The following is a 26,308-nucleotide window of genomic DNA, read 5'->3' on the forward strand; positions in this document are numbered from 1 at the left end:
ACGGACGCCCGGAATCCCGTTATCGGTAGGGTTGACGGTATGAGTACGCCAGCGGAACGCTACGCCGCCTTCCGTGAGGGGCAGGCCGGCGCCGGACCCGCTCTCGCCTCGTTCCGCGAGCTTTACGACTTCGAGCTCGACGAGTTCCAGATCGACGCCTGCCAGGCGCTGGAGGCCGGTGACGGCGTGCTGGTGGCCGCGCCCACCGGGTCGGGCAAGACGGTGGTGGGAGAGTTCGCCGTCCACCTGGCCCTGGAGCAGGGCCGCAAGTGCTTCTACACGACGCCGATCAAGGCGTTGTCCAACCAGAAGTACAACGACCTGGTCAGGCGCTATGGCGCGGGCAAGGTCGGCCTGCTGACCGGCGACAACAGCGTCAACGGCGAGGCCCCGATCGTGGTCATGACCACCGAGGTCCTGCGCAACATGCTGTACGCGGGCTCGAACACGCTGACCGGCCTCGCGTACGTGGTGATGGACGAGGTCCACTACCTGGCCGACCGGTTCCGCGGCGCGGTCTGGGAAGAGGTCATCATCCACCTGCCGGAGTCGGTGCGGGTGGCGGCCCTGTCGGCCACGGTCAGCAACGCCGAGGAGTTCGGCGAGTGGCTGGGCGAGGTGCGCGGCGACACCACGGTCATCGTGGACGAGCACCGGCCGGTCCCGCTGTGGCAGCACATGCTCGTCGGCAACAAGATGTTCGACCTGTTCGTCGACGAGGGCGACGGCACCCTGCGGGTCAACCCGTCCCTCATGCGGATCTCCCGCGACGAGATGCGGCTGGCCCAGGCCAGGGGCAGGCGGGGCTACTCGCGGCCCGGCCGGGGCACGACGTCGAGCCGGTCGGACGTGATCGAGAGGCTCGACGCCGAGGGCCTGCTGCCGGCGATCACCTTCATCTTCTCCAGGAACGGCTGCGACGCCGCCGTCATGCAGTGCCTCTACTCGGGGCTGCGCCTCACCACGGAGGCCGAGAGCCACGAGATCCGCCAGATCGTGGACGAGCGCACCGCGCACCTGCCCGACGAGGACCTCGCGGTGCTCGGCTACCTCGAATGGCGCGACTGCCTGGAGCGCGGCCTGGCCGCCCACCACGCGGGCATGCTCCCGGCGTTCAAGGAGGTCGTGGAGGAGCTGTTCACCAAGGGGCTGGTGAAGGCGGTCTTCGCGACCGAGACGCTGGCGCTCGGCATCAACATGCCGGCCAGGTCCGTGGTGATCGAGAAGCTCGACAAGTGGAACGGCGAGACCCACGCCGACCTGACCCCGGGGGAGTACACCCAGCTCACCGGGCGGGCCGGGCGGCGCGGCATCGACATCGAGGGCCACGCGGTGGTGGTCTGGCAGCCGGGGATGGACCCCCTCTCCGTCGCCGGTCTCGCCGGCACCCGCACCTATCCGCTGCGCTCCAGCTTCAAGCCGTCGTACAACATGGCGGTCAACCTCGTCGGGCAGGTCGGCCGGGAGCGGGCGCGGACCCTGCTTGAGGACTCCTTCGCCCAGTTCCAGGCCGACCGGGCCGTGGTCGGGCTGGCCCGCCAGCTCCGCAAGGCGGAGCAGGCCCTGGAGGGCTACGCCGAGGCCATGACCTGCCACCTCGGCGACTTCGAGGAGTACGCCGCGATGCGCAGGCGGCTGTCGGACCGCGAGGCCGAGCTGTCGCGCCAGCGGGGGGCGGCCCGCCGCGCGCAGGCCGTGCAGTCCCTGGAGGTGCTCAAGCCCGGCGACGTCATCCGGGTGCCGGGCGGCCGGCGCGCGGGCATCGCGGTCGTGCTCGACCCGGGCGTCAACGGCCGGGGGCACGAGGGCCCCTCGCCGCTCGTGCTGACGATCGGCAAGCAGGTCAAGCGCCTGTCGGCGGCCGACTTCCCGGTGCCGGTCGAGCCGGTCGACAAGATCAGGATCCCGAAGGGCTTCAACCCGCGCTCACCGAAGGAACGGGCCAACCTCGTCTCGACCGTGCACGCGAAGCTGGGCGACCGCGACCTCGGCAAGCCGCCGCGGGCGCGCGACCACGCCCAGGAGGACGAGGAGGTCACGCGCCTGCGGCGGGAGCTGCGCCAGCACCCCTGCCACGGCTGCGACGAGCGTGAGGACCACGCCCGCTGGGCCGAGCGCTACCACAAGCTGCTCAGGGAGACCGAGGGGCTGCGCCGCCGGGTCGAAGGGCGCTCCCACGTCATCGCCCGCACCTTCGACCGGGTCTGCGGCGTGCTGGACCAGCTCGGCTACCTGGAGGGCGAGTCCGTCACGGAGCAGGGCCGCAGGCTCGCCTCGCTCTACACGGAGCTCGACCTGCTCACGGCCGAGTGCCTGCGGGCGGGCGTGTGGAACCGCCTCGACCCCGCCGAGCTGGCCGCGTGCGTGTCGTCGCTGGTGTACGAGTCGCGGCAGGCCGACGACGTCCGCAGCCCCAAGATCCCGGCCGGTGCCACGCGCGACGCGCTCGGCGAGATGGTGCGGCTGTGGGGCGAGCTGGAGGGCATCGAGGAGGACCACGGGCTGTCGTTCGTGCGCGAGCCCGACGTGGGCTTCGCCTGGGCGGCCTTCCGCTGGGCCAAGGGCCACAGTCTCGACGCCGTGCTGACCGACTGCGATCTCGCCGCGGGCGACTTCGTCCGCTGGATCAAGCAGTTGCTCGACCTGCTCGGCCAGCTCAGGGACGCCGCGCCCAAGGGGAGCAAGGTCGCCGAGAACGCCCTCAAGGCCATCGACGCCATGCGCCGCGGCGTCGTCGCCTACTCGTCGGTGAGCTGAGCCTGCTCACACGGCGGTGAAGCGGACCTCGCGGGTGGCGGGGTCGGCGCGCGTGAGCCGTACGGGCACGCGCTCGCCGAGCGGCAGGCGGTCGCCGTCGCAGCGGGCGATGACGGCGGGCTCGGTGACCTGCACCTGCCCGCCCGGCTTTCCGTCGGTGACGTCGACGACGACCGCCTCGAAGACCTCGCCGATCCTGGGGTGCAGCACGGCCGCCTCGACCAGGTCCACGCAGGCCCGCTCCACCGCGCCGGCCCGCCTGCCGCCCGTGGCCATCTCCTCCGGCAGGCCGGGCAGCGCCGCCGCGACCTGTTCGGGGACCGGGCGGCCCGCCGCCACGGCCAGGCAGACCTCGGTGCCGAACCGGTCGACCAGCCGCCGCAGCGGCGCGGTGACGTGCGCGTACGGCGCCCCCAGGGCGGCGTGCAGCACCTGCGCGGGTGCCGCCGAACCGTCGAAGGCGAGGTAGGCCGCGCCGCGCAGCAGCACCGTCGACTCGTGCAGGAAGGCGGCATGGCCGGGGATCTTCGAATCGAGCCCGTCCACGACCTCGGCGTACGACGTGCCGTCGGGCCAGGGCACGCCGAGCGCGGCGGCGACCCTGCGGACCTTGCCGACGTCCTTCGGGCCCGCCTCGGGCAGGACCCGCAGCACACCGACGCCCGCGTCCAGCATCATCCGGGCCGCCGCCATGCCGGTGAGCAGCGAGATCTGGGCGTTCCACGCCTCACTGGGGAGGTTGGTGCGGAACTCCACCCGGTAGCCGCCGTCTCCGTCGGGGACCACCTGCTGCTCGGGGGTCGGCAGCGACAGCCCGCCCCTGGCCCGCTCCCGTTCCAGGCGCAGCGGCCCCACCTCGGCGAGCAACGCGAGCGTCCCCTCCGCCCGGCCGGTGTCCACGGCGGCCTGGACCGTCTCGTAGTCGAGCCGTTCCCGGCTGCGCACCAGCGCGCGGCGCAGGTCCACCGCCTCGATCTCCCCGTCGGACCCGAGGTCGAGCCGCCACAGGGCCGCGGGGCGGGCCTGTCCGGGCAGCAGGCTGGCCGCGCCCTCCGACAGGACCGGCGGGTGCAGCGGCACGCGCCCGTCGGCCATGTAGACGGTCTCGGCGCGGACCCGCGCCTCTGTGTCGATCGCCCCGCCGGGCCGGACGAACGCCGCGACGTCGGCGATCGCGTACCAGACGCGGTAGCCCGTCCCGCGCCGCTCGATGCACAGCGCCTGGTCGAGGTCCATCGAGCCGGGCGGGTCGATGGTCACCAGCGGCAGGCCGGTCTGATCCTCGTCAGGCGCGGTGGGAGAGGCGGCGGCCCGCTCGGCCTCCTCCCGCACGGGGGCGGGGAACCGGTCCGGCAGGTCGAACTCGCTGCGGATGCGAGCGAACCCTGCTTCTACTGCAGGGCGGAGCCCGTCCGCGGTGTCGTGGAGGTGGATCGTCGTGCGCGGCACGCGATCAACCTACCTGAGTGCGGACATACCGGGCCGTATGCGGCCCTACTGGGTAAGCGCGGCGAGCAGGCGGTTGAGCGGGCTGTCCAGGCCGTGCTTCTCCGACAGCGCGATCAGCCGCTCGGGGTCGCGCGGCGCGGCGGGCAGGGTGATGTCGGCATCCGGGACCGGGGCGTCGCGGGCCACCCGGACCACGGCGGGGGCGACCTCCAGGTAGTCGCGGGCGGCGGCGAGCTTGTTGCGCGCGCCCGCGGGGAAGCCGTCCGCGCCGCCGTCGTCCAGCGCGGCGACCAGCGCGGACAGCGATCCGAAGCGCGTGATGAGGGCCGCCGCCGTCTTGTCGCCGATGCCGGCGACGCCGGGCAGGCCGTCGCTCGGGTCGCCGCGCAGCGTCGCGAAGTCGGCGTACGCCCGGCCCGGGATGCCGTACTTCTCCCGGACGAACGCCTCATCGACGATCTGGAGGTTACGGATTCCCCTTACTGTGTAAAGGGCGCGGCAGGGCTTCTCGTCGTCGACGAGCTGGAACAGGTCGCGGTCGCCCGTGACGATGTCCACGGCGCCGGTCGCGGCGGTCGCGTAGGTACCGATCACGTCGTCGGCCTCGTAGCCGGCGACGCCGACGCGGGCGATGCCGAGCGCGTCCAGGACCTCCTCGATGACCGGGACCTGCGGGGCCAGCGTGTCCGGCACCTCCTCCTCGTCGCCGGTCGCCACCCGGTGCGCCTTGTACGACGGGATCGCGGCCACCCGGAACGCCGGCCGCCAGTCGGCGTCCATGCACGCCACGATCTGGGTGGGGGAGTGCTGCCGGACCAGGGTGGCGATCATGTCGAGGAGCCCGCGCACCGCGTTGACCGGCATGCCGTCCGGCGAGGTCACCGACTCCGGGACTCCGTAAAACGCGCGGAAGTACAGCGACGGGGTGTCGAGAAGCATCAGCACCCTGCCATTGTCACGCCTGTCAGGGGCGCCGCGGACCCTTTCCGGTCACCGCCACGGCCAGCAGGCAGGTGTCGTCCTCGGGGTTGGGGCCGCCGATCGCCTCCAGCAGGCGGTCGAGGCCCGCGTCGAGGTCCGCTCCGGCCGTGCCGAGCCCGGTCGCCACGGCCGCCTCCATGATGAGGGACACCCCGGCGCCGATGTCGCGCGAGCGCCGCTCCACCAGCCCGTCGGTGAACATCAGCAGCAGGTCGCCGGGCTCGAGGCGCACGTCGGCCACCCCGTACGGCAGGCTCGACGTCGCCCCGAGCACGACTCCCCTGGGCGCCCCGAGCTGGCGCGCGCCCCCGCGACGCACCAGGATCGGGGCGAGGTGGCCCGCCTGTGCCCACGTGAAAAGGCGGGTCGCCGGGTCGAAGTGGCCGCACACGGCGGTCGCGGTGGTGTCGTCCAGCCGGGTGAGGACCATCGCGTTCAGCCACGTCAGCAGCCTGCCGGGGCAGGCCCCCGTCATGCTCAGGCCGAGCAGCGCGTGACGCAGCTGAGCCATCTCGGCGATCGCGGGCAGGCCGTGTCCGGACACGTCGCCCACCGCGAGGAACATGCGTCCGTCGGGCAGCGGCGCGGCGTCGTACCAGTCGCCGCCGAGGCTCGACGCCCGGCCCGCGGGGATGTACCGGACCGCGATCCGGGCGTAGGGCAGGTCGATCGACGCGCCGGGTTCGGGCAGGATCGCCTCCCGCAGCGCCAGGGTGACGCGGCGCTCCTCGGCGGCGCGTTCCCGGCGCTCCACCCACCGTCCGGCGAGGTCCTGGACCGTGCCGATGTCCTGGACCATGAGGGGGACGGCGCCGGGCGCCGTGTCCGGGTCGCGGTCGTCCGCGGGGGGAAGGGCGGGCCTTGTGCCGCCCACTACGCCGACCATTTGTCTCGCTCTCGATGCCGCTCTTGCAGTGCCATGCGGACGTTCTGTGCTCGTCCTGACGCGGAGCGTAGCAGCCCTGCATTCCGCAGGGGTTGGTTTTCTTCTATGGCGTGGAATAAGCCAGAGCCTCTCGAAGCTCGCCCGCGTGGCGGCTGTGGTATGCGCACCTGAGTACGTCGTCAGGGCCCGCGCTCGTTAGATTAGGTCGCGTGACGACGATGTCCCCGGAGCCCTCCGGCCTGTATCCCACGACCCGTCCGGCCGCAGTCAGCGAGGCCGTCGACCGCGCCGGCCTCGACGCGCTGCTGCTGACCCCAGGACCCGACCTGCGCTACGTGACCGGCTACGACGCGCTGCCGCTGGAACGCCTGACCTGCCTGGTCGTGCCGGCGTCCGGAGAGCCGTTCCTGATGGTGCCGCGCCTGGAGCTGCCGGCCGCCGAGCATTCGCCCGCCTCCCGGCTCGGCATCGAGTTCGTCGCGTGGGACGAGACCGACGACCCGTTCGCCGAGGTGGCCAACCGCCTGGGCCCGGTCGCCCGGGTCGGGCTCGCCGACCGCATGTGGGCGATGCAGTCGCTGCGCTTCCGCGCGGCCATGCCCGGAGCCGAGCAGGTGCTGGCCGGGAGCGTCCTGCGCGAGCTGCGCATGCGCAAGTCGCCCGAGGAGAAGGCGGCGCTCGCGGAGGCGGGGGCGGCCATCGACGCCGTGCACACCCTGGTGCCCCGGTTGCTGAAGGCCGGTCGCACCGAGCGCGAGGTCGGCAAGGACATCGCGGAGGCGATCGTCGACGCGGGTCACGCCCGGGTCGACTTCGTGATCGTGGGCTCGGGCCCGAACGGCGCCAGCCCGCACGCCGAGCTGAGCGACCGGGTGATCCGGCCCGGCGAGCCCGTCGTGGTCGACATCGGCGGCGTCATGCCCAGCGGCTACTGCTCGGACTCCACCCGGACGTACTGCGTGGGCGAGCCGCCGGCCGATTTCACGGCGTACTACGAGGTGCTCAAGCGCGCCCAGGAGGCCGCCTGCGCCCACGTCAGGCCCGGCGTGAGCTGCGAGTCGGTGGACGCCGCCGCCCGCGAGGTGATCGCGGAGGCGGGGTACGGCGAGTACTTCATCCATCGCACCGGGCACGGCATCGGCCTGGAGACGCACGAGGAGCCGTACATCGTGGCGGGCAACACCGAGGAGATGCGGCCGGGATTCGCCTTCTCCGTCGAGCCGGGCATCTACCTACCCGGTCGGCACGGCGCCCGGATCGAGGACATCGTCGTCTGCGGCGAGACGGCCGGAGAGCGGATGAACGTCACGACCAGGGACCTGGTCGTGGTCGACTGATCCCCGAGGCCGTGCTCTCCGCCGCTCTGGCAGAGTGATGATCACGACTGCCGGATCGGAGGACGAATGACGCACGAGGGCATCGACGAGGGCATGGACGATCCCCGCGCCCAGGCCGAGGGCGAGGTCAGCATGGCGCGGCTGGCCCTGGCCGATGGGGAGACCGGGCTCGCCGCCGCGCACGTCGCGGCGGCGCTGGCCCACGATCCCGCCCTGCCCGAGGCCCACGAGATGCTGGCGCGGCTGCTGGCCGGGCCGGGCGGCGGGCCGGACCTGTTTCCCCTGGACGAGCCGGTCTTCCTCGGCACCGCGCTGGCCCGCGCCCACGCCTTGGCCGCGCGAGGCGAGCACGTGCCCGCGCTGCGCCTGCTGATCTCGGTGCAGCGGCACGAGCCCGCGGGCCGCTGGGCGCACGTCCCGTGGGTGCTCGACCCCGAGCTGCCCGGGCGGATCCCGCCCGACGAACTGGGCTCGCTCGTCTCGCTGCTGGCCTCCGGGCTGCCCGGCACGGTGCCGGAGGACGGCCGCGAGGCGCTGCTGCCGTACGTCGCCCTGGTGCGGGGCGCGCTGCGCGCCCACCCGGACGACGCGGCGCTGCTGTGGCTGGCCTCGCTCCTCCTGCGCCGGGTGGGGGAGGCCGAGGAGGCGGTGGAGCTGGCCGCCCGCTCCTACGCGCTGGCGCCATCCTTCCAGGCCGCCCTGGCCGAGGGATACGCGTGCCGTGAACTGCGGCGGTGGCCCGAGGCCGAGCGGGCGATGGTGCGGGCGCTCGAGCACGACCCCGCCAACCTCGCGTTGTACACCGACATCGGCGAGATGCTGTACAGCAGCGGCCGCCCGGAGGAGGGCCTGGAGTGGGTGGAGCGCGCGCTGCGGCGCGAGCCCCGGCACCCGAACGCCTACCCGACGGCCTGCGGGATGCGGTTCGAGCGGGACGGGGACGTCCGGCACCTGGTCGAGCTGGCCGACCACCTGCGCGACGACCCCGGCAACGAGCACGGTGACGCGGTCCTCGGCGAGCACTGCGCGCTGCGCCTCTGGCTGGGACGCGTCCCGGGCCCGACGGAGTCGGTGATCGACGTGCTCTACCAGATGGCAGAGCAGGAGGAGGTCCCGGCGAGCGTCGAGCTCGCGGTCTCCGCCGTCGAGCCGCCCAGCGCGCTGCTCGCCTTCTCCCAGGTCGTGCCCGGCTTCGCACTGACCATCGCCGGCGCGCCGGAACCCGACGCGCGGCTGACCGTCCCGGAGGTGTACGCCCACGGCCCGGTGCGGACCGTGGCACGCCGGGTGTGGCGTTACGAGGGCCTGACGGCCGTGCCCGCCGTGCCCCCGCCGTCGCGCGAGGCGCTGGAGGCCGTCGCCGCCGTCGCGACTCTGCGCTGGCCGCACCTGCCGGCCGCCTACGACCACGCCGTACGCCTGTCGGGCCTGTCCCTCGGCGACCTGCTCGGCGTGCTCGCCCACCCGCCGCTGTCGCCGTACGGTGAGCCCGCGGCCGTGCCGTTGTGGATCAGGCAGGTCCAGGCGTGGGCCTGCCTCGGCATCGCCCACCACCGGGCCGGTCAGGCGTGGGCGGAGTCCGAGCGCAGGAGCGTGCTGGCCGACCTGGCGTACGGGCCGGAGGACTGGGTGACCGAGGCCGCCCTGCTGGCGATGGTCGCCACGGCCTGGGTGGACCCGGACGCCCGCGACGACGTGGCCGAACTGGTGGCCTGGCGCTACCTGGCCGCCGTGGAGGCGTCGAAGACGAGGCCCGTGACGATCCTCGGCTCGCTGGCCGCCCTCGTGTCGGCGACCCCCGGCATGCACCCCGACGTACGGGCGCTGGCCGCGGATGCGTGATCGCGGAATTGTCGCCCGGGTCTGGTAGGACGGACCCGCCGACACCCCCCGACGAGAAAGTCCGCCCATGATTCCCTACGACCCCTACTTCGGTTACAAGCATCGCTACGAGGAGAACTACGCCGGGCTGCCGGTGATCGAGATCGTCCCCGAGGATGAGGAAATCCCCGACCCGGCTTCGGTGGCGGTGCGGATCAGCTCGGGGTGGGGCCGGGACTACCCCATCGCCGACGCGTTCGACGTGTTGCTGAGGCGTGTGGACACAGCCAGGGTCCCGGCACTCGTGATCGGCGGGTGGGAGGACTGCTACGGCACGTCGTCGGAGCAGATCGTCGGCCTGCTCGCGGACAACGCCGCCCGGTTCCCCGGGCTACGCTCGCTCTTCGTCGGCGCTATCAGCTCCCACGAAGCGGAGATCTCCTGGATCCAGCAGTCGGACGTCACGCCGCTGCTGGAGGCGTTCCCGCGGCTGGAGCGGCTGGAGGTGCGCGGCGGCACGGGGCTGCGACTCCGGCCCGTCAGGCACGAGTCGCTGCGCATGCTGCGGTTCGAGACCGGCGGGCTGCCCGCCGTGGTGGTGCGTGCGGTCGGGGCCTGCGACCTGCCCGCCCTGGAGCACCTGGACCTGTGGTTCGGTGAGGAGAGTTACGGCGGCGACGCCACCGTGGCGGACCTGGCGCCGATCCTGTCCGGCGAGCGGCTGCCGGCGCTGCGCCACCTCGGTCTGCAGGACAGCGAGATCCAGGACGAGCTCGCGGCGGCCGTTGCCTCCGCGCCGGTCGTCGCCCGGCTGGAGTCCCTCGCCCTGTCGATGGGCGTGCTCACCGACGCCGGGGCCGAGGCCCTGCTCGGCGGGCAGCCGCTGACCCATCTGCACACGCTCGACCTGCACCACCACTTCCTCACCGACGCGATGGTCGCCCGGGTGACCGAGGCGCTGCCGGGCGTCGAGGTCGACCTGTCGGAACAGGAGGAGGCCGAGGAGGACGAGGGCGAGATCTGGCGCTATGTGGCGGTGAGCGAGTGACGGCCGCGCCCGACCCCGGCGAGACCTTCGTCCACGAGGACCTCTACCTGTACGGCCTGGAGTGGGAGCCCGGACAGTTCTTCGCCGGCAGGCCGGTGGTGGAGCCGGGAGAGACGGTCGCCGACCCCTCGGCGGTCGCGTGGGCTCTCACCAACGGGCTGTCCGACAACGGGGGAGAGCCGGGACTCGAGCAGGAACTCCGGCGCCTGCTCGACTCGGTGGACGGCGACTCGATCGAGTCGATCGTCCTGGTTCACTACGGGCACGACGTGGGCGAGTTCCTGGCCGCCAACGCGGCACGGCTGCCCCGTCTCCGGTCGGTCTTCCTGGGGTTCGTCAGCGTGGAGCTGTTAGAGATCTCCTGGATCGAGCAGGGGGACATCACCCCGCTGCTCGAGGCGTTCCCGCACCTGGAGCGGCTGGATGTGCGCGGCTCGGACGGGCTGACCCTGCGGCCCGTACGGCACGAGCGGCTGCGGGTGCTGCGGTTCGAGTGCGGCGGGCTGCCCGCCGCGGTGGTGCGTGCGGTCGGGGCCTGCGACCTGCCCGCGCTGGAGCACCTGGAGATGTGGCTCGGGGTCGAGAGCTACGGCGGGGACGCCACCGTGGCCGATCTGGCGCCGATCCTGTCCGGCGAGCGGCTGCCCGCGCTGCGGCGGCTCGGCCTGTGCGACAGCCCGGCGCAGGACGAGATCGCGGCGGCCGTCGCCGCCGCTCCCGTGGTGGCCCGGCTGGAGGAGCTCAGCCTGTCGATGGGCGAGCTTACGGACGCCGGCGTTGAGGCGCTGCTGGGCGGGCAGCCGCTGACCCATCTGCGCCGGCTCGACCTGCACCACCACTACATCAGCGGGGCGATGGCGGCCCGCGTCGCCGCGTCACTGCCGGGCGTCGACGTGGACCTGTCCGAGCGGCAGCCGGACGACGAGCGCTACGTGGCGGTGAGCGAGTGACACCGGGCCTCGCTGTCGTCGGCGTGCCGGGTGACCGGCGGGTGACGATGTTCCGCGACGCCGCCGTGGACAGGGGGCTGCCCGAGCCGCGGGTGGTGCCCTGGCGTGACGTGCTGACCGGACGCGAGATCGGCCTGCCGCCGGGGACGCTCGTGCGGATCGACTCGCCGGGCGAGGACGCGGAGACCGACGCGCTGCTGCGCGGACCGGGGGATCCCACCCGGGTCGGCGGGGGCGCGGCCTGGTATGCCGCCTTCACGGCGGGGCTGCGGAGGATCGCCGCGCTCCCCGGCGTCCGCCTGCTGGGAGACGTCGAGGAGATCGCGGTGATGTTCGACAAACGCCGCTGCCACGCCCGGCTGTCCGCGGCCGGGGTGCCGGTGCCGCCCGCCTTTGAAGCCGGTTCGTACGGCGAGCTGCGCGAGCGGATGGCCGAGCGGGGCTGGGCCCGCGTGTTCGTCAAGCCCGCCCACGGCTCGTCGGCCTCCGGCGTGGTCGCCTTCCAGGCCCACGCGGGCCGGGTCAAGGCGGTCACGTCGGCGACCTGGATCGGCGGCACGCTGTGCAACTCGCTGCGGGTCCGCTCGTACGAGGACGAGGCCGACGTGAAGGCGCTGGTCGAGACGCTCGCACCCGACGGGCTGCACGTGGAGCGGTGGTTCCCGAAGGCGTCGGCAAGCGGCAGGACGTTCGACCTGCGCGTCGTGACCGTGGCCGGGATCCCGACCCACGCGGTGATGCGCACGAGCAGGACGCCGATCACCAACCTGCACCTCGGCGGCCTGCGGGGCGACCTCGGCGTGGTCCGGGCGCGGCCCGGCCTGTGGGAGCGGGTGCTCGACGTGGCCGCCCGGACCGCCGCGTGCTTCCCGGGGAGCCTGACCGCCGGGGTCGACCTCATGGTCGGGGCCGACCGGCGGTCGGTGGCCGTGGCGGAGGTCAACGCTTTCGGCGACCTCCTGCCCGGCCTGGGCGACCTGGCGGGCACGGGCAGGGACACCTACGCCGAGCAGGCCGAGGCGATCTCGGGCCGGCGATGGACATGAACGAGGTCGTGGGGACCCACGACATCCTCCTGGTCACGCTCGACACGCTCCGCTACGACGTCGCGGCCGAGCTGGCCGACGCCGGGCGGCTGCCCGGCCTGCTGCCCGGCGGCCGCAGGTGGGAGCGGCGGCACAGCCCCGGCAGCTTCACCTACGCCGCGCACGCCGCGATCTTCGCGGGGTTCCTGCCCACGCCGGTCACGCCGGGGCCGCACCCGCGCCTGTTCGCCGCCACCTTCCCCGGCAGCGAGACGACCGGGTCGGGCACCTGGGTGTTCGACGCGCCCGACCTGCCCACCGGGCTCGCCCGCGCCGGCTACCACACGGTCTGCATCGGCGGCGTCGGGTTCTTCAACAAGCTGACCCCGCTGGGCTCGGCCCTGCCCGGGCTGTTCGCGGAGAGCCACTGGGAGCCGGAGTTCGGGGTGACCGGCCCCCACTCGCTGGAACGGCAGATCGACCGCGCCGAGGAGGTGCTGGCCCGGCGGGACCGGCCGGTCTTCCTGTTCGTCAACGTGTCGGCGCTGCACCAGCCCAACCACTTCCATCTGCCCGGCGCCACCCGGGACGGCCCGGACACCCACGCCGCGGCGCTCGAATACGTCGACCGGCACATCGTCAGGCTGTACGCGCTGATGCGCTGGCCCTGCCTCGTCATCGTCTGCTCCGACCACGGGACGGCGTACGGCGAGGACGGGCACGTCGGGCATCGCGTGGGCCACGAGGTCGTCTGGACGGTGCCCTACGCCGAGTTCATCCTGGATCATCCCGATGGAGAGCACGATTGACGCCTTATGAGGGATACGTCTACGCCTACCCGCACAAGACCGCCTACCGGCCGCTCGACCCGCGCCCGGCCCTGAGCGAGGTCTGGGCGGGGGAACGGGCGGGCGCGCTGTACGTCCACATCCCGTTCTGCGAGATGCGGTGCGGGTTCTGCAACCTGTTCACCCGCACGGGCGCTCCCGAGGGTCTCATCGGGGCCTACCTGGACGCCCTGGAACGGCAGGCGCGAGCCGTACGGGCCGCCCTTGACGGGCCGCGCTTCACGACGGCGGCCTTCGGCGGCGGCACGCCCACCTACCTCGACGCCCGGGAGCTGACCCGCCTGTTCGACCTCACCGAGCAGGCGATGGGCGTCGGCCTGCGGGAGATCCCGCTGTCGGTGGAGACCTCCCCGGCCACGGCGACGCCCGACCGCCTCGCCGTGCTGGCCGAGCGGGGCGCGAGCCGGATCTCGATCGGAGTGCAGAGCTTCGTGGACGCCGAGGCCCGCGCGGCCGTACGGCCGCAGAAGCGCGCGGAGGTGGAGGCCGCGCTCGACGCGATCCGGGCGTCCGGCATCGCGACCCTCAACATCGACCTGATCTACGGCATCGACGGGCAGACGCCGGACTCGTGGAGCCACTCGCTGGAGGCCGCGCTGACGTGGCGGCCGGAGGAGCTGTACCTCTACCCGTTGTACGTCCGGCCTCTGACGGGGCTGGGCAGGCAGGACCGCGCCTGGGACGACCAGCGGATGGAGCTGTACCGCCTGGGCCGCGACCACCTGCTCGACGCGGGCTACGACCAGGTGTCCATGCGGATGTTCCGGCTGCCCGGGCCGCCCGGGCCGCCCGGCACGACGGAGTCCGCGGATTACTGCTGCCAGACCGACGGCATGGTCGGCCTCGGCTGCGGGGCCCGGTCGTACACGAGCGCCCTGCACCACTCCTTCGAGTACGCGGTCGGGGCCCGCCACGTGCGGACGATCATCGACGACTACGTGCGGCGCGACGACTTCGGCGTGGCCAACGTGGGGTTCGCCCTGGACGAGGAGGAGCGCAGGAGGCGGCACCTCATCCAGTCGCTGCTGCGGACCGAGGGGCTGTCGCGGGACCTCTACCGGTCCAGGTTCGGCACCGACGTGCTCGACGACTACCCCCTGCTGGAGCGCTTCCCGGGCTGGCTGACGGCGGACGCGTCCGCGGTGCGCCCGACCCCCGACGGGCTCGCCCACTCCGACGCCATCGGCCCCGCGCTGTTCTCACCGCGTGTGCGGGCCCTCATGGAGGGATACGCCGCATGCTGAGCATCCTGTATCGAGGGCCGCTGGCGAGCTGCGACTACGACTGCGGCTACTGCCCGTTCGCCAAGCGCAGGGACACCCCGGAACAACTGCGCGCCGACCGGGCCGCTCTGGAGCGGTTCACGGCCTGGGTGGCGGCCCAGGACGCCGAGATCTCGGTGCTGTTCACCCCGTGGGGCGAGGGGCTGGTGCGGTCCTGGTATCGCGAGGCGCTGGTGCGGCTGTCCTGGCTCGGCAACGTGCGCCGGGTGGCCATCCAGACGAACCTGAGCTGCCGCACCGGCTGGCTCGCGCAGGCGTCGGACCGGGCGGCGCTGTGGGTGACCTACCACCCCACCCAGGTGCCCTACGAGCGGTTCCTGCCCAAGGTCCGCTCGCTGCCCGTACGGCACAGCGTCGGCATCGTCGGCGACCCGGCGCATCTGGCGGACGCCCGCAGGCTCCGGGCGGACCTGCCGCCCGAGACCTACCTGTGGGTCAACGCGCAGGAGGGCCGGGTCTACAGCGACGCCGAGGCCGCGGACTGGACGGCTATCGACCCGCTGTTCGGTCACAGCCGACACGCGCACCGCAGCCTGGGCCTGCCGTGCCGTACGGGGGACAGCGTGATCTCGGTGGACGGCGACGGGACGGTCAGGCGCTGCCACTTCGTGCCGGAGGTCCTGGGCAACCTCTACGACGGCTCCTTCCGCCCCGCCCTGCGGCCCCGCGCCTGCCCGCTGCCCGTCTGCGACTGCCACATCGGGTACGTCCACCTGGAGCCCCTCGGCCTCTACGACGTCTTCGCGGGAGGCGTGCTGGAACGCGTCCCCGCCTCCTGGAACACTGGCTGGAACACTGGCTGGAATGCCGCCGGGGATCAGGTCTCCCGCTCGGGGCGGTAGTCCTTCTCGGGCACGCCGAAGGTCCACGCCACCCCCTCGCGGGCCCTGGTCACCCACGGCGGGACCCGCAGGAAGTAGGTGCGCCGGGCGCCGTCCGGCTCCGGCGTCGAGTTGACCACCTCGACCATCACCACCGGCTCGTCGCCCGGCAGGTCGATCCGCCACAGCACGCCGGTCTCGTCGGAGTGCCGCGGCCGGGCGCCCGACTCGGCGAGGTAGCGGTCGAGGCCGAAGTGCTCCAGCATGACCCGGCGCAGCTCCGCGTTGTCCTCCGCGCGGATGCGCTCGGGGGTGAGCGCGGCCATGGTCGCGCCGAACCCCGCGGGGACCGGCATCCCGTGCCAGGCGTGCAGCGCGAAGCCGTCGGCGTACGCTAGGGCCGGGGCCTCGGTCCCGGAGCCGGAGCCGGAAGGCCCGGAGCCGAAAGGCCCGGAGTTGAAAGTAGAGTGCAGCCGTCCCGCGTCGTCCAGGTGCAGCTCCACCGGCCGGTCGGTGACGATCGCGACCCGCTCGTACGGCCACCACCAGCCCGCGTGCCGCGCGGCCCGCTTGAGCCCCTCCAGCCCCTCGAAGGCCGACAGCCAGGGCGCGTCGTGCTGGCCGAGCACCGCGTCGAGTGTCGCCTGGCGCAGCACGTCGCCGCCGAGGTCGCCGATCGCCCTGCGGATCTCGGTGACCAGCCGGTCGACGCGGGGCCACAGCCGGCCGCCCGTGTCCTCCCACCACCGGGCCCAGCCGGCCGGCCCGGCGGCGGCGCTCGCCTCCGCCCTGGCGCTCTCCCAGGGCACGGTGCGGACCTCGTAGCGCACCGAGACCCCGGGGTCGATGCCGTCGAGGGCCCGAAGCCGCCCGAAGCCGATCTCCTCCATCGCCGCGCGGACCTCGTCGGTGCCGAGCAGCCACACCGCCGCGATCGCCCCGGCGGCGGGGGAGGCCAGCCGTACGATCACCTCGGGCTCACGCAGGCCCGCCTCGCGGTAGGCCAGCCGCACACCCGCCGACGCCTCGTCGTGGTCCCCTTCGCCGGTGGCGAAGGCCACCTGGTCCCAGACCGCCGTCTCCACCGTCTCTGTCGTCTCCATCGGTCGGCCCATCGGTCGGCCCATCAGTCGGCCACCGTCCGGAACGAGCCGGGCACGTACTCCCGCTGGCGGATCACCCGGAACCAGCCCTTCGGCAGCGGGATCGGGTCGTGCTCCTCGTGGACGAGGCGTCCGCCTGCGGGCAGGTGCAGGAAACCGGGGTACAGCGTTCCCGGGCCCGGGATCGCGTGACAGTGCCCGGTCGCCTCGCCCTCCGCCAGCACCAGCCGCCCGCGCGGGTCGCGCGGCACCGGGCGAAGCCCGCGCGGCACCGACTCCTCCGTCACGGGCACGATCAGCACGTCTCCCTGTCGATACATCAGTCGACCTCCGGTCTCGGCGATGATCGCAAGCTAGCCAGCCCGACCGACAGTTCCGGCAAAGCGGCAATTCGGTGGCTTCGGGACGAGACAGTCTCGGGCGGCGCTACCGTTGCTGAGATGGAGGAGATCGATCGCCGAATCGTCACCCTGCTGGCGACTGACGGCCGGATGAGCTTCACCGATCTGGCCAAGGAGACCGGGCTGTCGGTCTCCGCCGTGCACCAGCGGGTACGCAGGCTGGAAAAGCGCGGTGTCATCCGTGCCTACGCCGCTCTCGTGGACTACGACGAGATCGGTCTTCCGCTGACCGCGTTCGTCTCGATCAAGCCGATCGACCCCTCCGCGCCGGACGACGCGCCGGAACGGCTGAGGTATCTGACCGCCATCGAGGCGTGCCACAGCGTCGCGGGCGATGAAAGTTACATCCTCAAGGTCCGCGTCGCCTCTCCTCTGGCGCTGGAGGAGCTCCTCCAGCACATCCGCGCCTCGGCCAACGTGAGCACGCGCACGACCGTCGTCCTCAGCACGCCGTACGACTACCGATCCCCGGTGATCGAGAAGGAGCCGGAGCCGGACGCCGCCGAGGGCTGAGCGCCGTCCTCCTCCCGGAGGAAGTGCGCACGCACCCGGGCGTACGCCTCGGGGGGCGCGCCGAGGCGGTCGAGGCCGAGCAGGGCGGCGCCCACGATCGGCGGAACGCCGGCGACGACGAGCCGGGCGAGTGGCGCGCGCTCGGCGTACCGCCGCTCGACCAGCGACGTCAGCAGGGGATGCCGGGCGGTCAGCACGCCGCCGCCGAGCACGACGTCGCAGGGCGCGGCGAGCAGGCCGAGCCGCCGCATGGCGACGACGCCGAGCAGCGCGATCTCCTCGGCCTGCCGCTCCACCAGCGACCCGGCGACCGCGTCCCCGTCCTCGGCGGCCGCCAGCAGGGGCGGCACCAGGGCGTGCAGCCGGTCGGCCGGCAGGTCGCCGAAGTGCAGCCCGACCACGGCCTCCTCGACCGTGGCGGCGCCGAAGCAGGCGCGCACGACGTCGGTCAGCGCGGTCGCGGGGCCGCGGCCGTCCTCGGCGCGTACGGCGTGCCAGAGGGCCTCCTCGCCCAGATGGTGCCCGCCGCCCCAGTCGCCGCTGAGGCGGCCGAGCGCGGGGAAGCGGGCGATCCGCCCGGTGGGGGAGACGCCCACCGCGTTGATCCCGGCGCCGCAGACGACGGCCACACCCCATCCGGTGGACGACCCGGCGCGCAGCAGGGCGAAGGTGTCGTTGCCGACGACCACGCTCGCGCCGTAGCCGCGGGCCAGCAGTTCGGCCCGCAGCCGCTCCTCCTCGACCGGCAGGTCCGCTCCCGCGACGTACGCCGCGACGTGGTCGGCGTACGGCGGCGCGGCGGTCTCGTCGGCGAGGGCACGCCGCACGGTCCGGCCGATCACGTCGACGGCGGCTTCGGCTCCGGCGCTCTGCGGCAGGAACGCGGGCCCCCGCGCGGCGGCGAGCACGGTGCCGTCCTCGCGGACGAGGGCGACGTCGGTCTTGCTGTTGCCGCCGTCCACCGCCAGGACCCTCCGGGAGGGGGTCACCGGGTCACCGCCCACGGCAGGAAGGCGCGGTTGGCCTCCACGAGGCGCGCGGCGAGGTCGTCGCCGAGGGATGCCTGACCGACCAGCGGATGGGCCAGCAGGGCGTCCCTGACGCGGTCCTCGCCGCCGTGCAGGGCCGCCTCCAGGGCGAGCGACTCGTACGCCGACACGTGGGCGATCAGGCCCCGATACAGCGGCTCCAGGGGGTCGACGGGCAGCGGCACGGCCCCGGCGGCCCCGACGGTGGCCGGCACCTCGATCACCGCGTCGTCGTCCAGGAACGGCAGCGTGCCGTCGTTGCGGGTGTTGACGACCTGCACGTCCCCGCGGTCGCCCATGAGCGAGGCGACCAGGGCGACGGCGGCCTCCGAGTAGAAGGCGCCGCCGCGCCTGTTCAGCAGGTCGGGCTTGGTGTCCACGGCCGGGTCCGCGTACATCTCCAGCAGCGCCGACTCCATCGCCGCCACCTCGGCCGCCCGCGACGGCGAGGTCCGCTGCTCGGCCACCACGCGGTCGTGCTCGTAGAAGTAGCGCAGGTAGTACGACGGCACGGCGCGCAGGTGGCGGACCAGCCGCACCGGCAGGCCGACGGACTCGGCGATGCCCTCGCCGTGCTCGTCCAGCAGGCGGGGCAACACATCCACGCCGTCGAGCAGCACGGACCGCTCCCAGGTGAGGTGGTTGAGCCCGGCGTGGCCGAGCGCGATCCGCTCGGGGGTCACGCCGAGGAGGGCGGCGAAGCGGCGCTGGAACCCGATGGCCACGTTGCACAGCCCGATGGCCCGGTGCCCGGCGCCGAGCAGCGCCCGGGTGACGATGCCGACGGGGTTGGTGAAGTCGACGATCCACGCGCCGGGCGCGTGCGCGCGCACCTTCTCCGCGATGCCGAGCACCACCGGCACGGTCCGCAGGGCCTTGGCGAGGCCCCCGGCGCCCGTGGTCTCCTGCCCGACGCAGCCGCACTCCAGCGGCAGGGTCTCGTCGACGTTCCTGGCGGCCTGGCCGCCGACGCGCAACTGCAGCAGCACCGCCGCGGCCCCGGCGACGCCGTCCTCCACGCGGGTGGCGGTGGTCAGCGCGGCCGGGTGCCCGGCGCGGGCGAGCATCCGCCGGGCCATCCCGGCGACCGTCGCGAGCCGTCCCTCGTCGGGGTCGACGAGCGTGATCTCCGACAGCGGCAGTTCGCCGCGCAGGCGGGCGAAACCGTCGATCAGCTCCGGCGTGTACGTGGAACCGCCCCCGACAACGGCCAGCTTCATTTGACTCCCGTCAGCTTGACGCCCTCGATGAAGACCTTCTGGGCGAAGAAGAACACGATGATCACCGGGGCCATGGCCAGCAGCGTGGCGGCCATCGTCAGGTTCCACTGCACGCGGTGCACCGACCGGAACGCCGCCAGGCCCAGCGAAAGCGTCCAGTTGTCCAGGTCGGTCCCCGCGTACAGCAAGGGCCCGTAGTAGTCGTTCCAGCAGTAGAAGAACTGGAAGAGCGCGACGGCGGCGATGGCCGGGCGGGCCATCGGCAGGATCACCCGCACGAGCGTGCGGAACTCGCCGCATCCGTCGACCTTCGCCGCGTCGGAGTACTCACGCGGGATCGTGACGAGGAACTGGCGCAGCAGGAAGATCGAGAACGCGTCCCCGAGCAGCATCGGCAGGATCAGCGGCCACAACGTGCCGGTCAGGTGGAAGCGGGCCCAGATCAGGTAGATCGGCACCGCCACGACCTGCGGCGGCAGCATCATCGTGGTGATCACCAGCAGGAACGCCAGCCGGCGCCCGCGGAAGCGGAACCGCGCCAGCGCGTACGCCACGGGGATCGACGACACCAGCATGAACGCGGTGGCGAGCACCGAGTAGAGCAGCGTGTTGCGGATCCAGGTCAGCAGCGGCGCCTTTTCGAAGATCTCGGCGAAGTTGCCCCAGTTCCAGGTGTGCGGCCACAGGTCGGAGGTGAGCGCCTGCCGGTCGCTCATCAGGGCCGTGAGCGCGATGAACACCAGCGGGCCGAGGAACATCAGCGCGAGCGCGATGGACAGCGCGTGCCGGGCCACCCACAGCAGCGCGGTCCGGGTCGCGGTCCGTCTCGCTGCCGGGGTCACGACTCCTCCTCGGCGAAACGGAACTGCCGCAGCAGGACGAGCGTGAACGCCATCGCGACCGCGAACAGCACCAGCGCGAGCACGCAGGCGTAGCCCATCGCGTAGTCGCGGAAGCCCTGCTGGAACAGCCACTGGGGGAACGTCAGCGTCGACTGGTCGGGGTAGCCCGGGGTGAAGACCGACCCGGCCGAGTCGGTCGCCCCGGACGCGACCCGCGCGGCCACCTCGGCCTGGGTGAAGTACTGCAGCGTCTGGATCACCCCGGTGACGAGGGCGAACATCAGCACCGGCCGGATCACCGGCAGCGTGATCGAGGTGAACTGCCGCCAGCCGTCCGCGCCGTCGATGGCGGCGGCCTCGTAGAGCTGTTTCGGCACGTCGAGCAGGGCCGCCATGAAGATGACCATCACATCGCCGATCGACCACAGGCCCAGCAGCGTCAGCCCCCACTTCGACCACGCCGGGTCGCCGAACCAGTCGGGGGCGGGCAGCCCGACCGCCGACAGGATCGCGTCCACCGGCCCGGTGCCGGGGTTGAGCAGGAACACGAACCCCAGCGTCCCGGCCACCAGCGGCACCAGGGCCGGCAGGTAGAAGATCGTGCGGTAGACCCCGGCGCCGGCCTTCAGCCGGGTCACCAACTGGGCGACGCCGAGGCCGAACAGCACCCGCAGGGGGACCATCACCACGACGAGCCACAGCGTGTTGCGGATCGCCGTCCAGGCCGCCTGGTCCTTGAAGAAGTACTCCCAGTTGAGCAGCCCGACGGGCTCCAGGGTGAACAGGTCGTACCGCTGGAAGGAGAAGTAGGCCGTGGACACCAGCGGGTAGACGAAGAAGATCGCGAACCCGGCGAGCCAGGGGGACAGGTAGAGCAGGGCGCGCAGGTTTCCACGCATCGGGGGCTCAGCCGCCCGCCGTCAGCTTGAGCTTCTCGTCGATCTTCTTGTCGACCTCGGCGAGCAGGGCGTCCAGGTCGGACGCGCGGCCCGACTCCCACTTGATCTGCGCCTCCTGCAGCGTCTGCTGGTTGAAGACGGAGTTGACGTGGGCCGGCAGTGTCGTGCTGTTCGGATTCGCGAACACGTCGAGGAAGGTCTGGAAGTTCGGGTCCTTCTTGAGGTCCGGCGACTGCAGCGCGGGCAGCGTGCTCGGCACGTTCCCGATCGCGTTCGACAGCGTCACCAGCGTGCCGGTGTCGGTGGTGAGGTATTTCACCAGCTCCCAGGCGGCCTCCGGGTGCTCGGCGCCGCGCGGGATGCCGATGACGGTGCCGGTGATGAAGCCCGCGCCGTACCGCTGGGGCTGGTCGTCGGCCACCGGCAGCGGCGCGGTGCCGTAGCCGAGGTCCGGAGCGTCGGAGGCGAGCATCGCCGTGCGCCACTCGCCGTCGATGGCCATGGCGACCTTGCCGGCGGTGAACGGGTTCTCGGCCGACCACTCGTCGCCGAAGCTCTTGCGGAACTTCTCGATCCTGTCGTAGCCGTACCAGCCGGTGAGCTCCTTCTGCCAGGTCATCAGCTTCTTCCACTGCGGGTCGGAGCCGATGGCCGAGGTGCCGTCGGGGTTGGTCCACTTCGCACCGACCATCACGCCGGTGTGGATGGGGGCGTTCTCGTACATCTGGCTCGTCGGGACGAACCCGGCGACCTTGATGTCGCCCTTGTCGTCCTTGACGGTCAGCTTCTTGGCGAGGTCGGCCAGCTCGCTCATCGTCTTCGGGGGCTGGTGGCCCTTCATGAGCGCCTTGTTGTAGTAGAGGCCGTACGCGTCGGCCAGCATCGGCATCACGCAGCGCTTGCCCTGATACTGCGTATATTCGGCGATCACCTTCGGGAACAGCGCCGCCGGGTCGATGCCGCTCGCCTCCAGGTAGGGGTTGAGGTCCTGGAAGATGCCGGCCTTGCAGAACTCGGCGACGCTGTCGGTGGTGAACGACAGGGCCACGTCGGGCGGATTGCCGCCGCGCACGGACTGGAGGATCTGGCTGTCCTGGACGGCCTTGGTCGCCTTGACCGTGATCCAGGGAAACTTCGTCCGGAAGCCCGCGAGAGTCTCGTCGAAGGCCTTGAGCTCGTTGTCGGCGCTGAAGCCGTGCCAGAACTCGATGGTGACCGGGGCATGACTCGCCCCGCTCTGGGCCACCTTGGGCGGCCCGCTCTCGGTGCCGGCCGTGCAGGCGGTGAGCGCGGCCAGCCCGGCCGCGGCGGAGACGAGGAGAAGGCGTTTCATGGGGGTGCCTCTCTAGCGCACAGAGGGGGATGTGTTCACCGCGCCGAACAGCTCCTCGCGTACGGCGCCGAGCGCGAGGTCGAGGGCCCCGGCGAGGACCGGGTTGCCCTCCAGGGCGGACAGCAGCACGCGGGGCCGGGGGATGGTCAGCATGTGCAGCTCCCGCTCGACCGTCTCCCGCAGGACCTCGCCGCCCGCGAGCAGCACGCCGCCGGACAGCACGACGATCTCGGGATCGACCACGGCCGTGATCGCGGCCAGCCCCAGCGCGAGGCGGCCGGCGAGGTCGCGGAGCGCCTCGCGCGCGCTCTCGCCGTCCGGGCCGCCGCGTCCGGCCAGGGCGACCGCGTTGCGGACGGCGCGGCTCGGCGTGGAGCCGCGCACGCCGTGCGCCCGCAGGAGGGCCAGCACGGCCGGGCCGCCCGACAGCGCCTGGAACCCGTGGTTGGCCCGCCTGCCGACGTCCCGGGCGGTGGGGGCGCCCGCCACGGGCATGTAACCGACCTCGCCCGCGCCGCCGGTCGCCCCGCGATGGAGGCGGCCGCCGATGACGAGGGCCGCGCCGATGCCCTCGTCGGCCCACAGCAGCACGTAGTCCTGGTGGCCCCGGGCGCTGCCCCTGGACCGTTCGGCCTGGGCGACGAGGTTGACGTCGTTCTCCACGTCGATCGGCACGCCGATCCCGTCGCGGAGGGTCCCGATCAGGTCGGGGATGTGCCAGCCCGGGATGTGCGCGGCGTAGCCGAGCCTGCCCGTCGAGGGGTCGACGGCGCCGCCGATGCCGACGACCACCCGGCTCAGCTCCGTCGGGTCGAGCCCGGCCGGGCCGCACGCCCCTGTGAGCGCGGCCCGGACCCGCTCCACCACGTCGCCTCCGGTACGCCCGGGGGTGGTCAGGCGGTGCTCGGCGACGACCGCCCCGGTGACGTCCGCGACCGCCGCGTTGATGCGCGCCGGCGTGACGTCCAGCGCCGCCACGTGCGCCGCGCGGGGGTTGATCCGGTACAGCTCGGCCGTACGGCCCGGCAGGCCCTCGCGGATGCCGTCCAGGACGACCAGGCCGGCCTCCTGGAGCCGGGCCAGCAGCTGGGAGGCGGTCGGCTTGGACAGGCCGGTGAGCACCCCCAGTTCGGGCCGGGTCAGCGGGCCGCGTTCGAGCAGGACCATCAGCGCGGCACGGTCGTTGATCGCGCGCAACAGGCTCGGCGTCCCCGCGATGGGGCGGGTCATGCGTTCTCCCACACAGCCGGTTACCACAGCCGGTTAGGAAAGTTTCCTAACTTTTGATGCGACCGTACGAACGGGCCCCGGCGCCGTCAATACCGTCGTCCGCGCCGAGATCCACCTGTGACCGCACCCCGTGATTGCGCCCTGCGATTGCGCCGTGCCCGATGCGGGAGAAGAGCGGGACGGCACGTAGAATCTGGCGGCCTATGCCAGAGTCTTCGACGGGCGAGCTGGCCCGGGAGCAGAAGTACGTCGCCGCGCTGTACGAGCGCCTCGACGTGCTGCGGGAGCGCACGCGCGGGCAGCTCGACGCCGTGCTGGCCCAGGGGGCCTTCGGCACCCATCAGAACCGCTCGGAGCGCGACAATTTCGCCGTCATGTACACGCAGCGGCTGGCCCGCCTGTGGGCGGTGGAGAACGGCCTGTGCTTCGGCAGGCTCGACCACTCGGAGGGTGAGCGGCTGTACATCGGCCGCATCGGGCTGTCGGACGACGACCAGCACCGGCTGCTGATCGACTGGCGGGCCCCGGTGGCGCAGCCGTTCTACCGGGCCACCCCGGCCGCCCCGATGGGCGTCACCCGGCGGCGTCACCTGCACACCCGGGGCCGCAGGGTCACCGCGATCGACGACGACCTGCTCGACCTCGACAGCCTCACCGACGCCGACCGGGCGTCGCTGAACGGCGAGGCGGCGCTGCTGGCCGCGCTCGGCGAGAAGCGCACCGGCCGCATGCGCGACATCGTCGCCACCATCCAGGCCGAGCAGGACAAGATCATTCGGAGCGACCTGAACGGCGTGCTCGTCGTCCAGGGCGGCCCGGGCACCGGCAAGACCGTGGTGGCCCTGCACCGCGCGGCCTACCTCCTCTACACCTACCGTGAGCGGCTGGAACGCCGGGGCGTGCTGATCCTCGGGCCCAACCCGACCTTCATGCGCTACATCGAGCAGGTGCTGCCGTCCCTCGGCGAGACCGACGTGATGCTGTCCACCGTGGGCGAGCTGTACCCCGGCCTGACCGCGACCCGGGAGGATCCGCCCGAGGCCGCCGCGGTCAAGGGCAGGATCGCGATGGCCGACGTGATCGCCCGGGCCGTACGGGGGCGCCAGCGGATGCCGCGCACGCCCGTGGAGATCAAGCTCGACAAGTTCACGCTGAAGCTCGACCGGCAGACACTGGAGGCGGCCCGATCGAAAGCCCACCGCTCGCGCCGGCCGCACAACCAGGCCAGGGCCGTGTTCGTACGGCACCTGCTGACCGTGCTCACCCGGCAGGCGGCCAGGCACCTGGGGCGTGGCGCGCTCGACGAGGCCGACTTCGCCGACCTGCGCGAGGACCTGCGCACCGAGGAACCGGTGCGGGTGGCGCTCAACCGGCTGTGGCCCTACATCACGCCGCAGCAACTGCTCATCGGCCTGTTCACCGACCGCGACCGGATGGCGGCGGCCGGGCTGGGCGCGCCGGAGCGCGACCTGCTGCTGCGCGAGCCGCCCAGAGCGAGGGAGAACTGGTGGAGCGCGGCCGACGTGCCGCTGCTCGACGAGGCCGCCGAGCTGCTGGGAGACATCGACGAGGGGGTGCTGCGGGCGGCGCGCAGGGCCGAGCAGGAGCGCGAGGAGCGCATCGCCTACGCCCGCGAGGTGCTCGAGCTGACCGGCCTGGCCGACGTCATGGACGCCGAGCGCTTCGCCGAACGGCAGCAGGCCGAGGAGACCTATCTCACGACGGCCGAGCGGGCCGCCAGGGACCGCACGTGGGCCTTCGGCCACGTGATCGTGGACGAGGCCCAGGAGCTGTCCGAAATGGCGTGGCGGATGGTCATGCGGCGCATCCCCGGCCGGTCGATGACGATCGTCGGCGACATCGCGCAGACCGGGTCGGCCGCGGGCGCGGCGAGCTGGGCCCGGGTCCTCGATCCGTACGTCGCGGGCCGCTGGCGCGAGGAGCACCTCAGCGTCAACTACCGCACCCCCGCCGAGCTGATGGAGGTCGCCGCCCGCGTGCTCCAGTTGGTCGGCGCCGACCTCAAGGCGCCGGAGTCGGTGCGGGAGACGGGTGAGCGGCCGTGGTCCCTGCGGGTCGCCACCCTAGCGGAGGCCGGTCCGGTGGTCGCGGCCGAGGTCGTCGGAGAGGGCCGCCTCGTGGTCATCGCCCCGGCCGGGATGATCGAGGAGGTCGGGGCGATCGTCCGGGCCGCCGTGCCCGGCGCGGCCACCGGGCCCGGCCCGGCCGCGCTGGACGCGCCCGTGGCGGTGCTGTCGGTGACCGAGGCCAAGGGGCTGGAGTTCGACTCGGTGATCGTGGTCGAACCCGGCCGCATCCTGCGTGAGTCGCCGCGCGGCCCGAGCGATCTCTACGTCGCCCTCACCCGGGCCACGAGCCGCCTCGGCGTCGTCCACACGGAGGAGCTGCCCGAGGTCCTGAACGGCCTGGAACGACGTTGACTGGAACCAGACCGAACGGGCACCGCTCCTACCTGCGGAAATGCGGTATTTCCGCTGATCGGGACGCGGTTGACATCTGCGCTGAGGTCGGT

General features: G+C 72.9%; 22 protein-coding genes. 11 read left to right on the forward strand and 11 right to left on the reverse strand.

Annotation, left to right across the window (positions count from 1 at the left end; all coding sequences use genetic code 11):
- Positions 1-39 precede the first annotated feature (39 nt).
- Positions 40-2,757, forward strand: coding sequence for a DEAD/DEAH box helicase (locus tag ACGFIB_RS30115; RefSeq protein ID WP_142572575.1), 2,718 nt, complete (start codon positions 40-42; stop codon positions 2,755-2,757).
- Between the two features lie 6 nt (positions 2,758-2,763).
- Here the strand turns inward: ACGFIB_RS30115 and ACGFIB_RS30120 are convergent, their stop codons facing one another.
- The 3 genes from ACGFIB_RS30120 to ACGFIB_RS30130 are packed head-to-tail and all read right to left on the reverse strand — an operon-like array spanning position 2,764 to position 6,061.
- Positions 2,764-4,206, reverse strand: a complete 1,443-nt coding sequence (locus ACGFIB_RS30120) for an RNB domain-containing ribonuclease (RefSeq protein ID WP_393376497.1) — start codon at positions 4,204-4,206, stop codon at positions 2,764-2,766.
- Positions 4,207-4,251: 45 nt separating this feature from the next.
- Entirely contained in the window at positions 4,252-5,145 is an 894-nt protein-coding gene (locus tag ACGFIB_RS30125; protein WP_142572878.1) for a 5'-3' exonuclease, read from the reverse strand.
- 25 nt (positions 5,146-5,170) lie between these two features.
- A complete protein-coding gene (locus tag ACGFIB_RS30130) occupies positions 5,171-6,061 on the reverse strand; it encodes a PP2C family protein-serine/threonine phosphatase (protein WP_393376499.1) in 891 nt (296 codons plus the stop codon).
- A gap of 230 nt (positions 6,062-6,291) precedes the next feature.
- Between ACGFIB_RS30130 and ACGFIB_RS30135 the strand changes: the two genes are divergently transcribed.
- From ACGFIB_RS30135 to ACGFIB_RS30170, 8 genes are all read left to right on the forward strand, one after another.
- Positions 6,292-7,410 carry a M24 family metallopeptidase gene (locus ACGFIB_RS30135; RefSeq protein WP_357266572.1) on the forward strand — a complete coding sequence of 373 codons (1,119 nt, stop codon included), beginning with the start codon at positions 6,292-6,294 and terminating at the stop codon, positions 7,408-7,410.
- Positions 7,411-7,476: 66 nt separating this feature from the next.
- On the forward strand, positions 7,477-9,252 hold the full coding sequence (locus ACGFIB_RS30140; protein WP_393376500.1) for a tetratricopeptide repeat protein: 1,776 nt from the start codon (positions 7,477-7,479) through the stop codon (positions 9,250-9,252).
- 67 nt (positions 9,253-9,319) lie between these two features.
- Complete coding sequence (locus tag ACGFIB_RS30145) at positions 9,320-10,279, forward strand: STM4015 family protein (RefSeq protein WP_393376502.1); 960 nt, start codon at positions 9,320-9,322, stop codon at positions 10,277-10,279.
- On the forward strand, positions 10,276-11,229 hold the full coding sequence (locus ACGFIB_RS30150) for an STM4015 family protein (protein ID WP_393376504.1): 954 nt from the start codon (positions 10,276-10,278) through the stop codon (positions 11,227-11,229). The genes ACGFIB_RS30145 and ACGFIB_RS30150 overlap by 4 nt, the downstream gene beginning before the upstream one ends.
- Complete coding sequence (locus ACGFIB_RS30155) at positions 11,226-12,275, forward strand: STM4014 family protein (protein WP_393376505.1); 1,050 nt, start codon at positions 11,226-11,228, stop codon at positions 12,273-12,275. The genes ACGFIB_RS30150 and ACGFIB_RS30155 overlap by 4 nt, the downstream gene beginning before the upstream one ends.
- On the forward strand, positions 12,272-13,063 hold the full coding sequence (locus tag ACGFIB_RS30160; RefSeq protein ID WP_393376506.1) for an STM4013/SEN3800 family hydrolase: 792 nt from the start codon (positions 12,272-12,274) through the stop codon (positions 13,061-13,063). Before ACGFIB_RS30155 ends, ACGFIB_RS30160 begins: the two co-directional genes overlap by 4 nt.
- A complete protein-coding gene (locus tag ACGFIB_RS30165; RefSeq protein WP_393376507.1) occupies positions 13,060-14,346 on the forward strand; it encodes an STM4012 family radical SAM protein in 1,287 nt (428 codons plus the stop codon). The genes ACGFIB_RS30160 and ACGFIB_RS30165 overlap by 4 nt, the downstream gene beginning before the upstream one ends.
- Positions 14,340-15,227, forward strand: coding sequence for an STM4011 family radical SAM protein (locus tag ACGFIB_RS30170; RefSeq protein ID WP_393376509.1), 888 nt, complete (start codon positions 14,340-14,342; stop codon positions 15,225-15,227). Before ACGFIB_RS30165 ends, ACGFIB_RS30170 begins: the two co-directional genes overlap by 7 nt.
- On the opposite strand, the gene ACGFIB_RS30175 is transcribed toward ACGFIB_RS30170, so the two are convergent.
- Positions 15,203-16,309 (reverse strand): DUF6745 domain-containing protein, encoded by a 1,107-nt coding sequence (locus ACGFIB_RS30175; RefSeq protein WP_393376510.1) that lies wholly within the window; start codon positions 16,307-16,309, stop codon positions 15,203-15,205. The genes ACGFIB_RS30170 and ACGFIB_RS30175 overlap by 25 nt on opposite strands.
- 23 nt (positions 16,310-16,332) lie before the next feature.
- On the reverse strand, positions 16,333-16,629 hold the full coding sequence (locus tag ACGFIB_RS30180) for a hypothetical protein (protein ID WP_142572591.1): 297 nt from the start codon (positions 16,627-16,629) through the stop codon (positions 16,333-16,335).
- A gap of 120 nt (positions 16,630-16,749) precedes the next feature.
- Here ACGFIB_RS30180 and ACGFIB_RS30185 point away from each other — a divergent pair, with 120 nt between their 5' ends.
- Positions 16,750-17,223: an Lrp/AsnC family transcriptional regulator gene (locus ACGFIB_RS30185; RefSeq protein WP_357252490.1), complete on the forward strand. Its 474-nt coding sequence runs from the start codon at positions 16,750-16,752 to the stop codon at positions 17,221-17,223.
- On the opposite strand, the gene ACGFIB_RS30190 is transcribed toward ACGFIB_RS30185, so the two are convergent.
- Genes ACGFIB_RS30190 through ACGFIB_RS30215 form a run of 6 tightly spaced genes read right to left on the reverse strand, consistent with a single transcriptional unit; the run spans position 17,169 to position 23,775 of the window.
- Positions 17,169-18,212, reverse strand: a complete 1,044-nt coding sequence (locus tag ACGFIB_RS30190; RefSeq protein ID WP_393376512.1) for an N-acetylglucosamine kinase — start codon at positions 18,210-18,212, stop codon at positions 17,169-17,171. The genes ACGFIB_RS30185 and ACGFIB_RS30190 overlap by 55 nt on opposite strands.
- A complete protein-coding gene (locus tag ACGFIB_RS30195; protein ID WP_393376513.1) occupies positions 18,209-19,471 on the reverse strand; it encodes a 6-phospho-beta-glucosidase in 1,263 nt (420 codons plus the stop codon). The genes ACGFIB_RS30190 and ACGFIB_RS30195 overlap by 4 nt, the downstream gene beginning before the upstream one ends.
- Entirely contained in the window at positions 19,468-20,313 is an 846-nt protein-coding gene (locus ACGFIB_RS30200; RefSeq protein ID WP_393376514.1) for a carbohydrate ABC transporter permease, read from the reverse strand. Before ACGFIB_RS30200 ends, ACGFIB_RS30195 begins: the two co-directional genes overlap by 4 nt.
- On the reverse strand, positions 20,310-21,212 hold the full coding sequence (locus ACGFIB_RS30205) for a carbohydrate ABC transporter permease (RefSeq protein ID WP_393376516.1): 903 nt from the start codon (positions 21,210-21,212) through the stop codon (positions 20,310-20,312). Before ACGFIB_RS30205 ends, ACGFIB_RS30200 begins: the two co-directional genes overlap by 4 nt.
- Before the next feature lie 7 nt (positions 21,213-21,219).
- Positions 21,220-22,545 (reverse strand): ABC transporter substrate-binding protein, encoded by a 1,326-nt coding sequence (locus ACGFIB_RS30210; RefSeq protein WP_357252502.1) that lies wholly within the window; start codon positions 22,543-22,545, stop codon positions 21,220-21,222.
- A gap of 12 nt (positions 22,546-22,557) precedes the next feature.
- Positions 22,558-23,775 (reverse strand): ROK family transcriptional regulator, encoded by a 1,218-nt coding sequence (locus ACGFIB_RS30215; protein WP_357252505.1) that lies wholly within the window; start codon positions 23,773-23,775, stop codon positions 22,558-22,560.
- 203 nt (positions 23,776-23,978) lie between these two features.
- On the opposite strand from ACGFIB_RS30215, the gene ACGFIB_RS30220 reads away from it, so the two are divergent.
- On the forward strand, positions 23,979-26,216 hold the full coding sequence (locus ACGFIB_RS30220) for a HelD family protein (protein ID WP_357252508.1): 2,238 nt from the start codon (positions 23,979-23,981) through the stop codon (positions 26,214-26,216).
- The last annotated feature ends 92 nt before the right edge of the window (positions 26,217-26,308 follow it).

This window comes from Microbispora bryophytorum, from assembly GCF_043197435.1.
GTDB lineage: Bacteria > Actinomycetota > Actinomycetes > Streptosporangiales > Streptosporangiaceae > Microbispora > Microbispora bryophytorum.

Coding starts and splice junctions, on each gene's coding strand:
- ACGFIB_RS30115 (WP_142572575.1), top strand. CDS start 40: ATGAGTACGCCAGCGGAACGCTACGCCGCCTTCCGTGAGGGGCAGGCC.
- ACGFIB_RS30125 (WP_142572878.1), bottom strand. CDS start 5,145: ATGCTTCTCGACACCCCGTCGCTGTACTTCCGCGCGTTTTACGGAGTC.
- ACGFIB_RS30135 (WP_357266572.1), top strand. CDS start 6,292: ATGTCCCCGGAGCCCTCCGGCCTGTATCCCACGACCCGTCCGGCCGCA.
- ACGFIB_RS30140 (WP_393376500.1), top strand. CDS start 7,477: ATGACGCACGAGGGCATCGACGAGGGCATGGACGATCCCCGCGCCCAG.
- ACGFIB_RS30145 (WP_393376502.1), top strand. CDS start 9,320: ATGATTCCCTACGACCCCTACTTCGGTTACAAGCATCGCTACGAGGAG.
- ACGFIB_RS30160 (WP_393376506.1), top strand. CDS start 12,272: ATGAACGAGGTCGTGGGGACCCACGACATCCTCCTGGTCACGCTCGAC.
- ACGFIB_RS30170 (WP_393376509.1), top strand. CDS start 14,340: ATGCTGAGCATCCTGTATCGAGGGCCGCTGGCGAGCTGCGACTACGAC.
- ACGFIB_RS30175 (WP_393376510.1), bottom strand. CDS start 16,309: ATGGAGACGACAGAGACGGTGGAGACGGCGGTCTGGGACCAGGTGGCC.
- ACGFIB_RS30180 (WP_142572591.1), bottom strand. CDS start 16,629: ATGTATCGACAGGGAGACGTGCTGATCGTGCCCGTGACGGAGGAGTCG.
- ACGFIB_RS30185 (WP_357252490.1), top strand. CDS start 16,750: ATGGAGGAGATCGATCGCCGAATCGTCACCCTGCTGGCGACTGACGGC.
- ACGFIB_RS30195 (WP_393376513.1), bottom strand. CDS start 19,471: ATGAAGCTGGCCGTTGTCGGGGGCGGTTCCACGTACACGCCGGAGCTG.
- ACGFIB_RS30205 (WP_393376516.1), bottom strand. CDS start 21,212: ATGCGTGGAAACCTGCGCGCCCTGCTCTACCTGTCCCCCTGGCTCGCC.
- ACGFIB_RS30210 (WP_357252502.1), bottom strand. CDS start 22,545: ATGAAACGCCTTCTCCTCGTCTCCGCCGCGGCCGGGCTGGCCGCGCTC.
- ACGFIB_RS30215 (WP_357252505.1), bottom strand. CDS start 23,775: ATGACCCGCCCCATCGCGGGGACGCCGAGCCTGTTGCGCGCGATCAAC.
- ACGFIB_RS30220 (WP_357252508.1), top strand. CDS start 23,979: ATGCCAGAGTCTTCGACGGGCGAGCTGGCCCGGGAGCAGAAGTACGTC.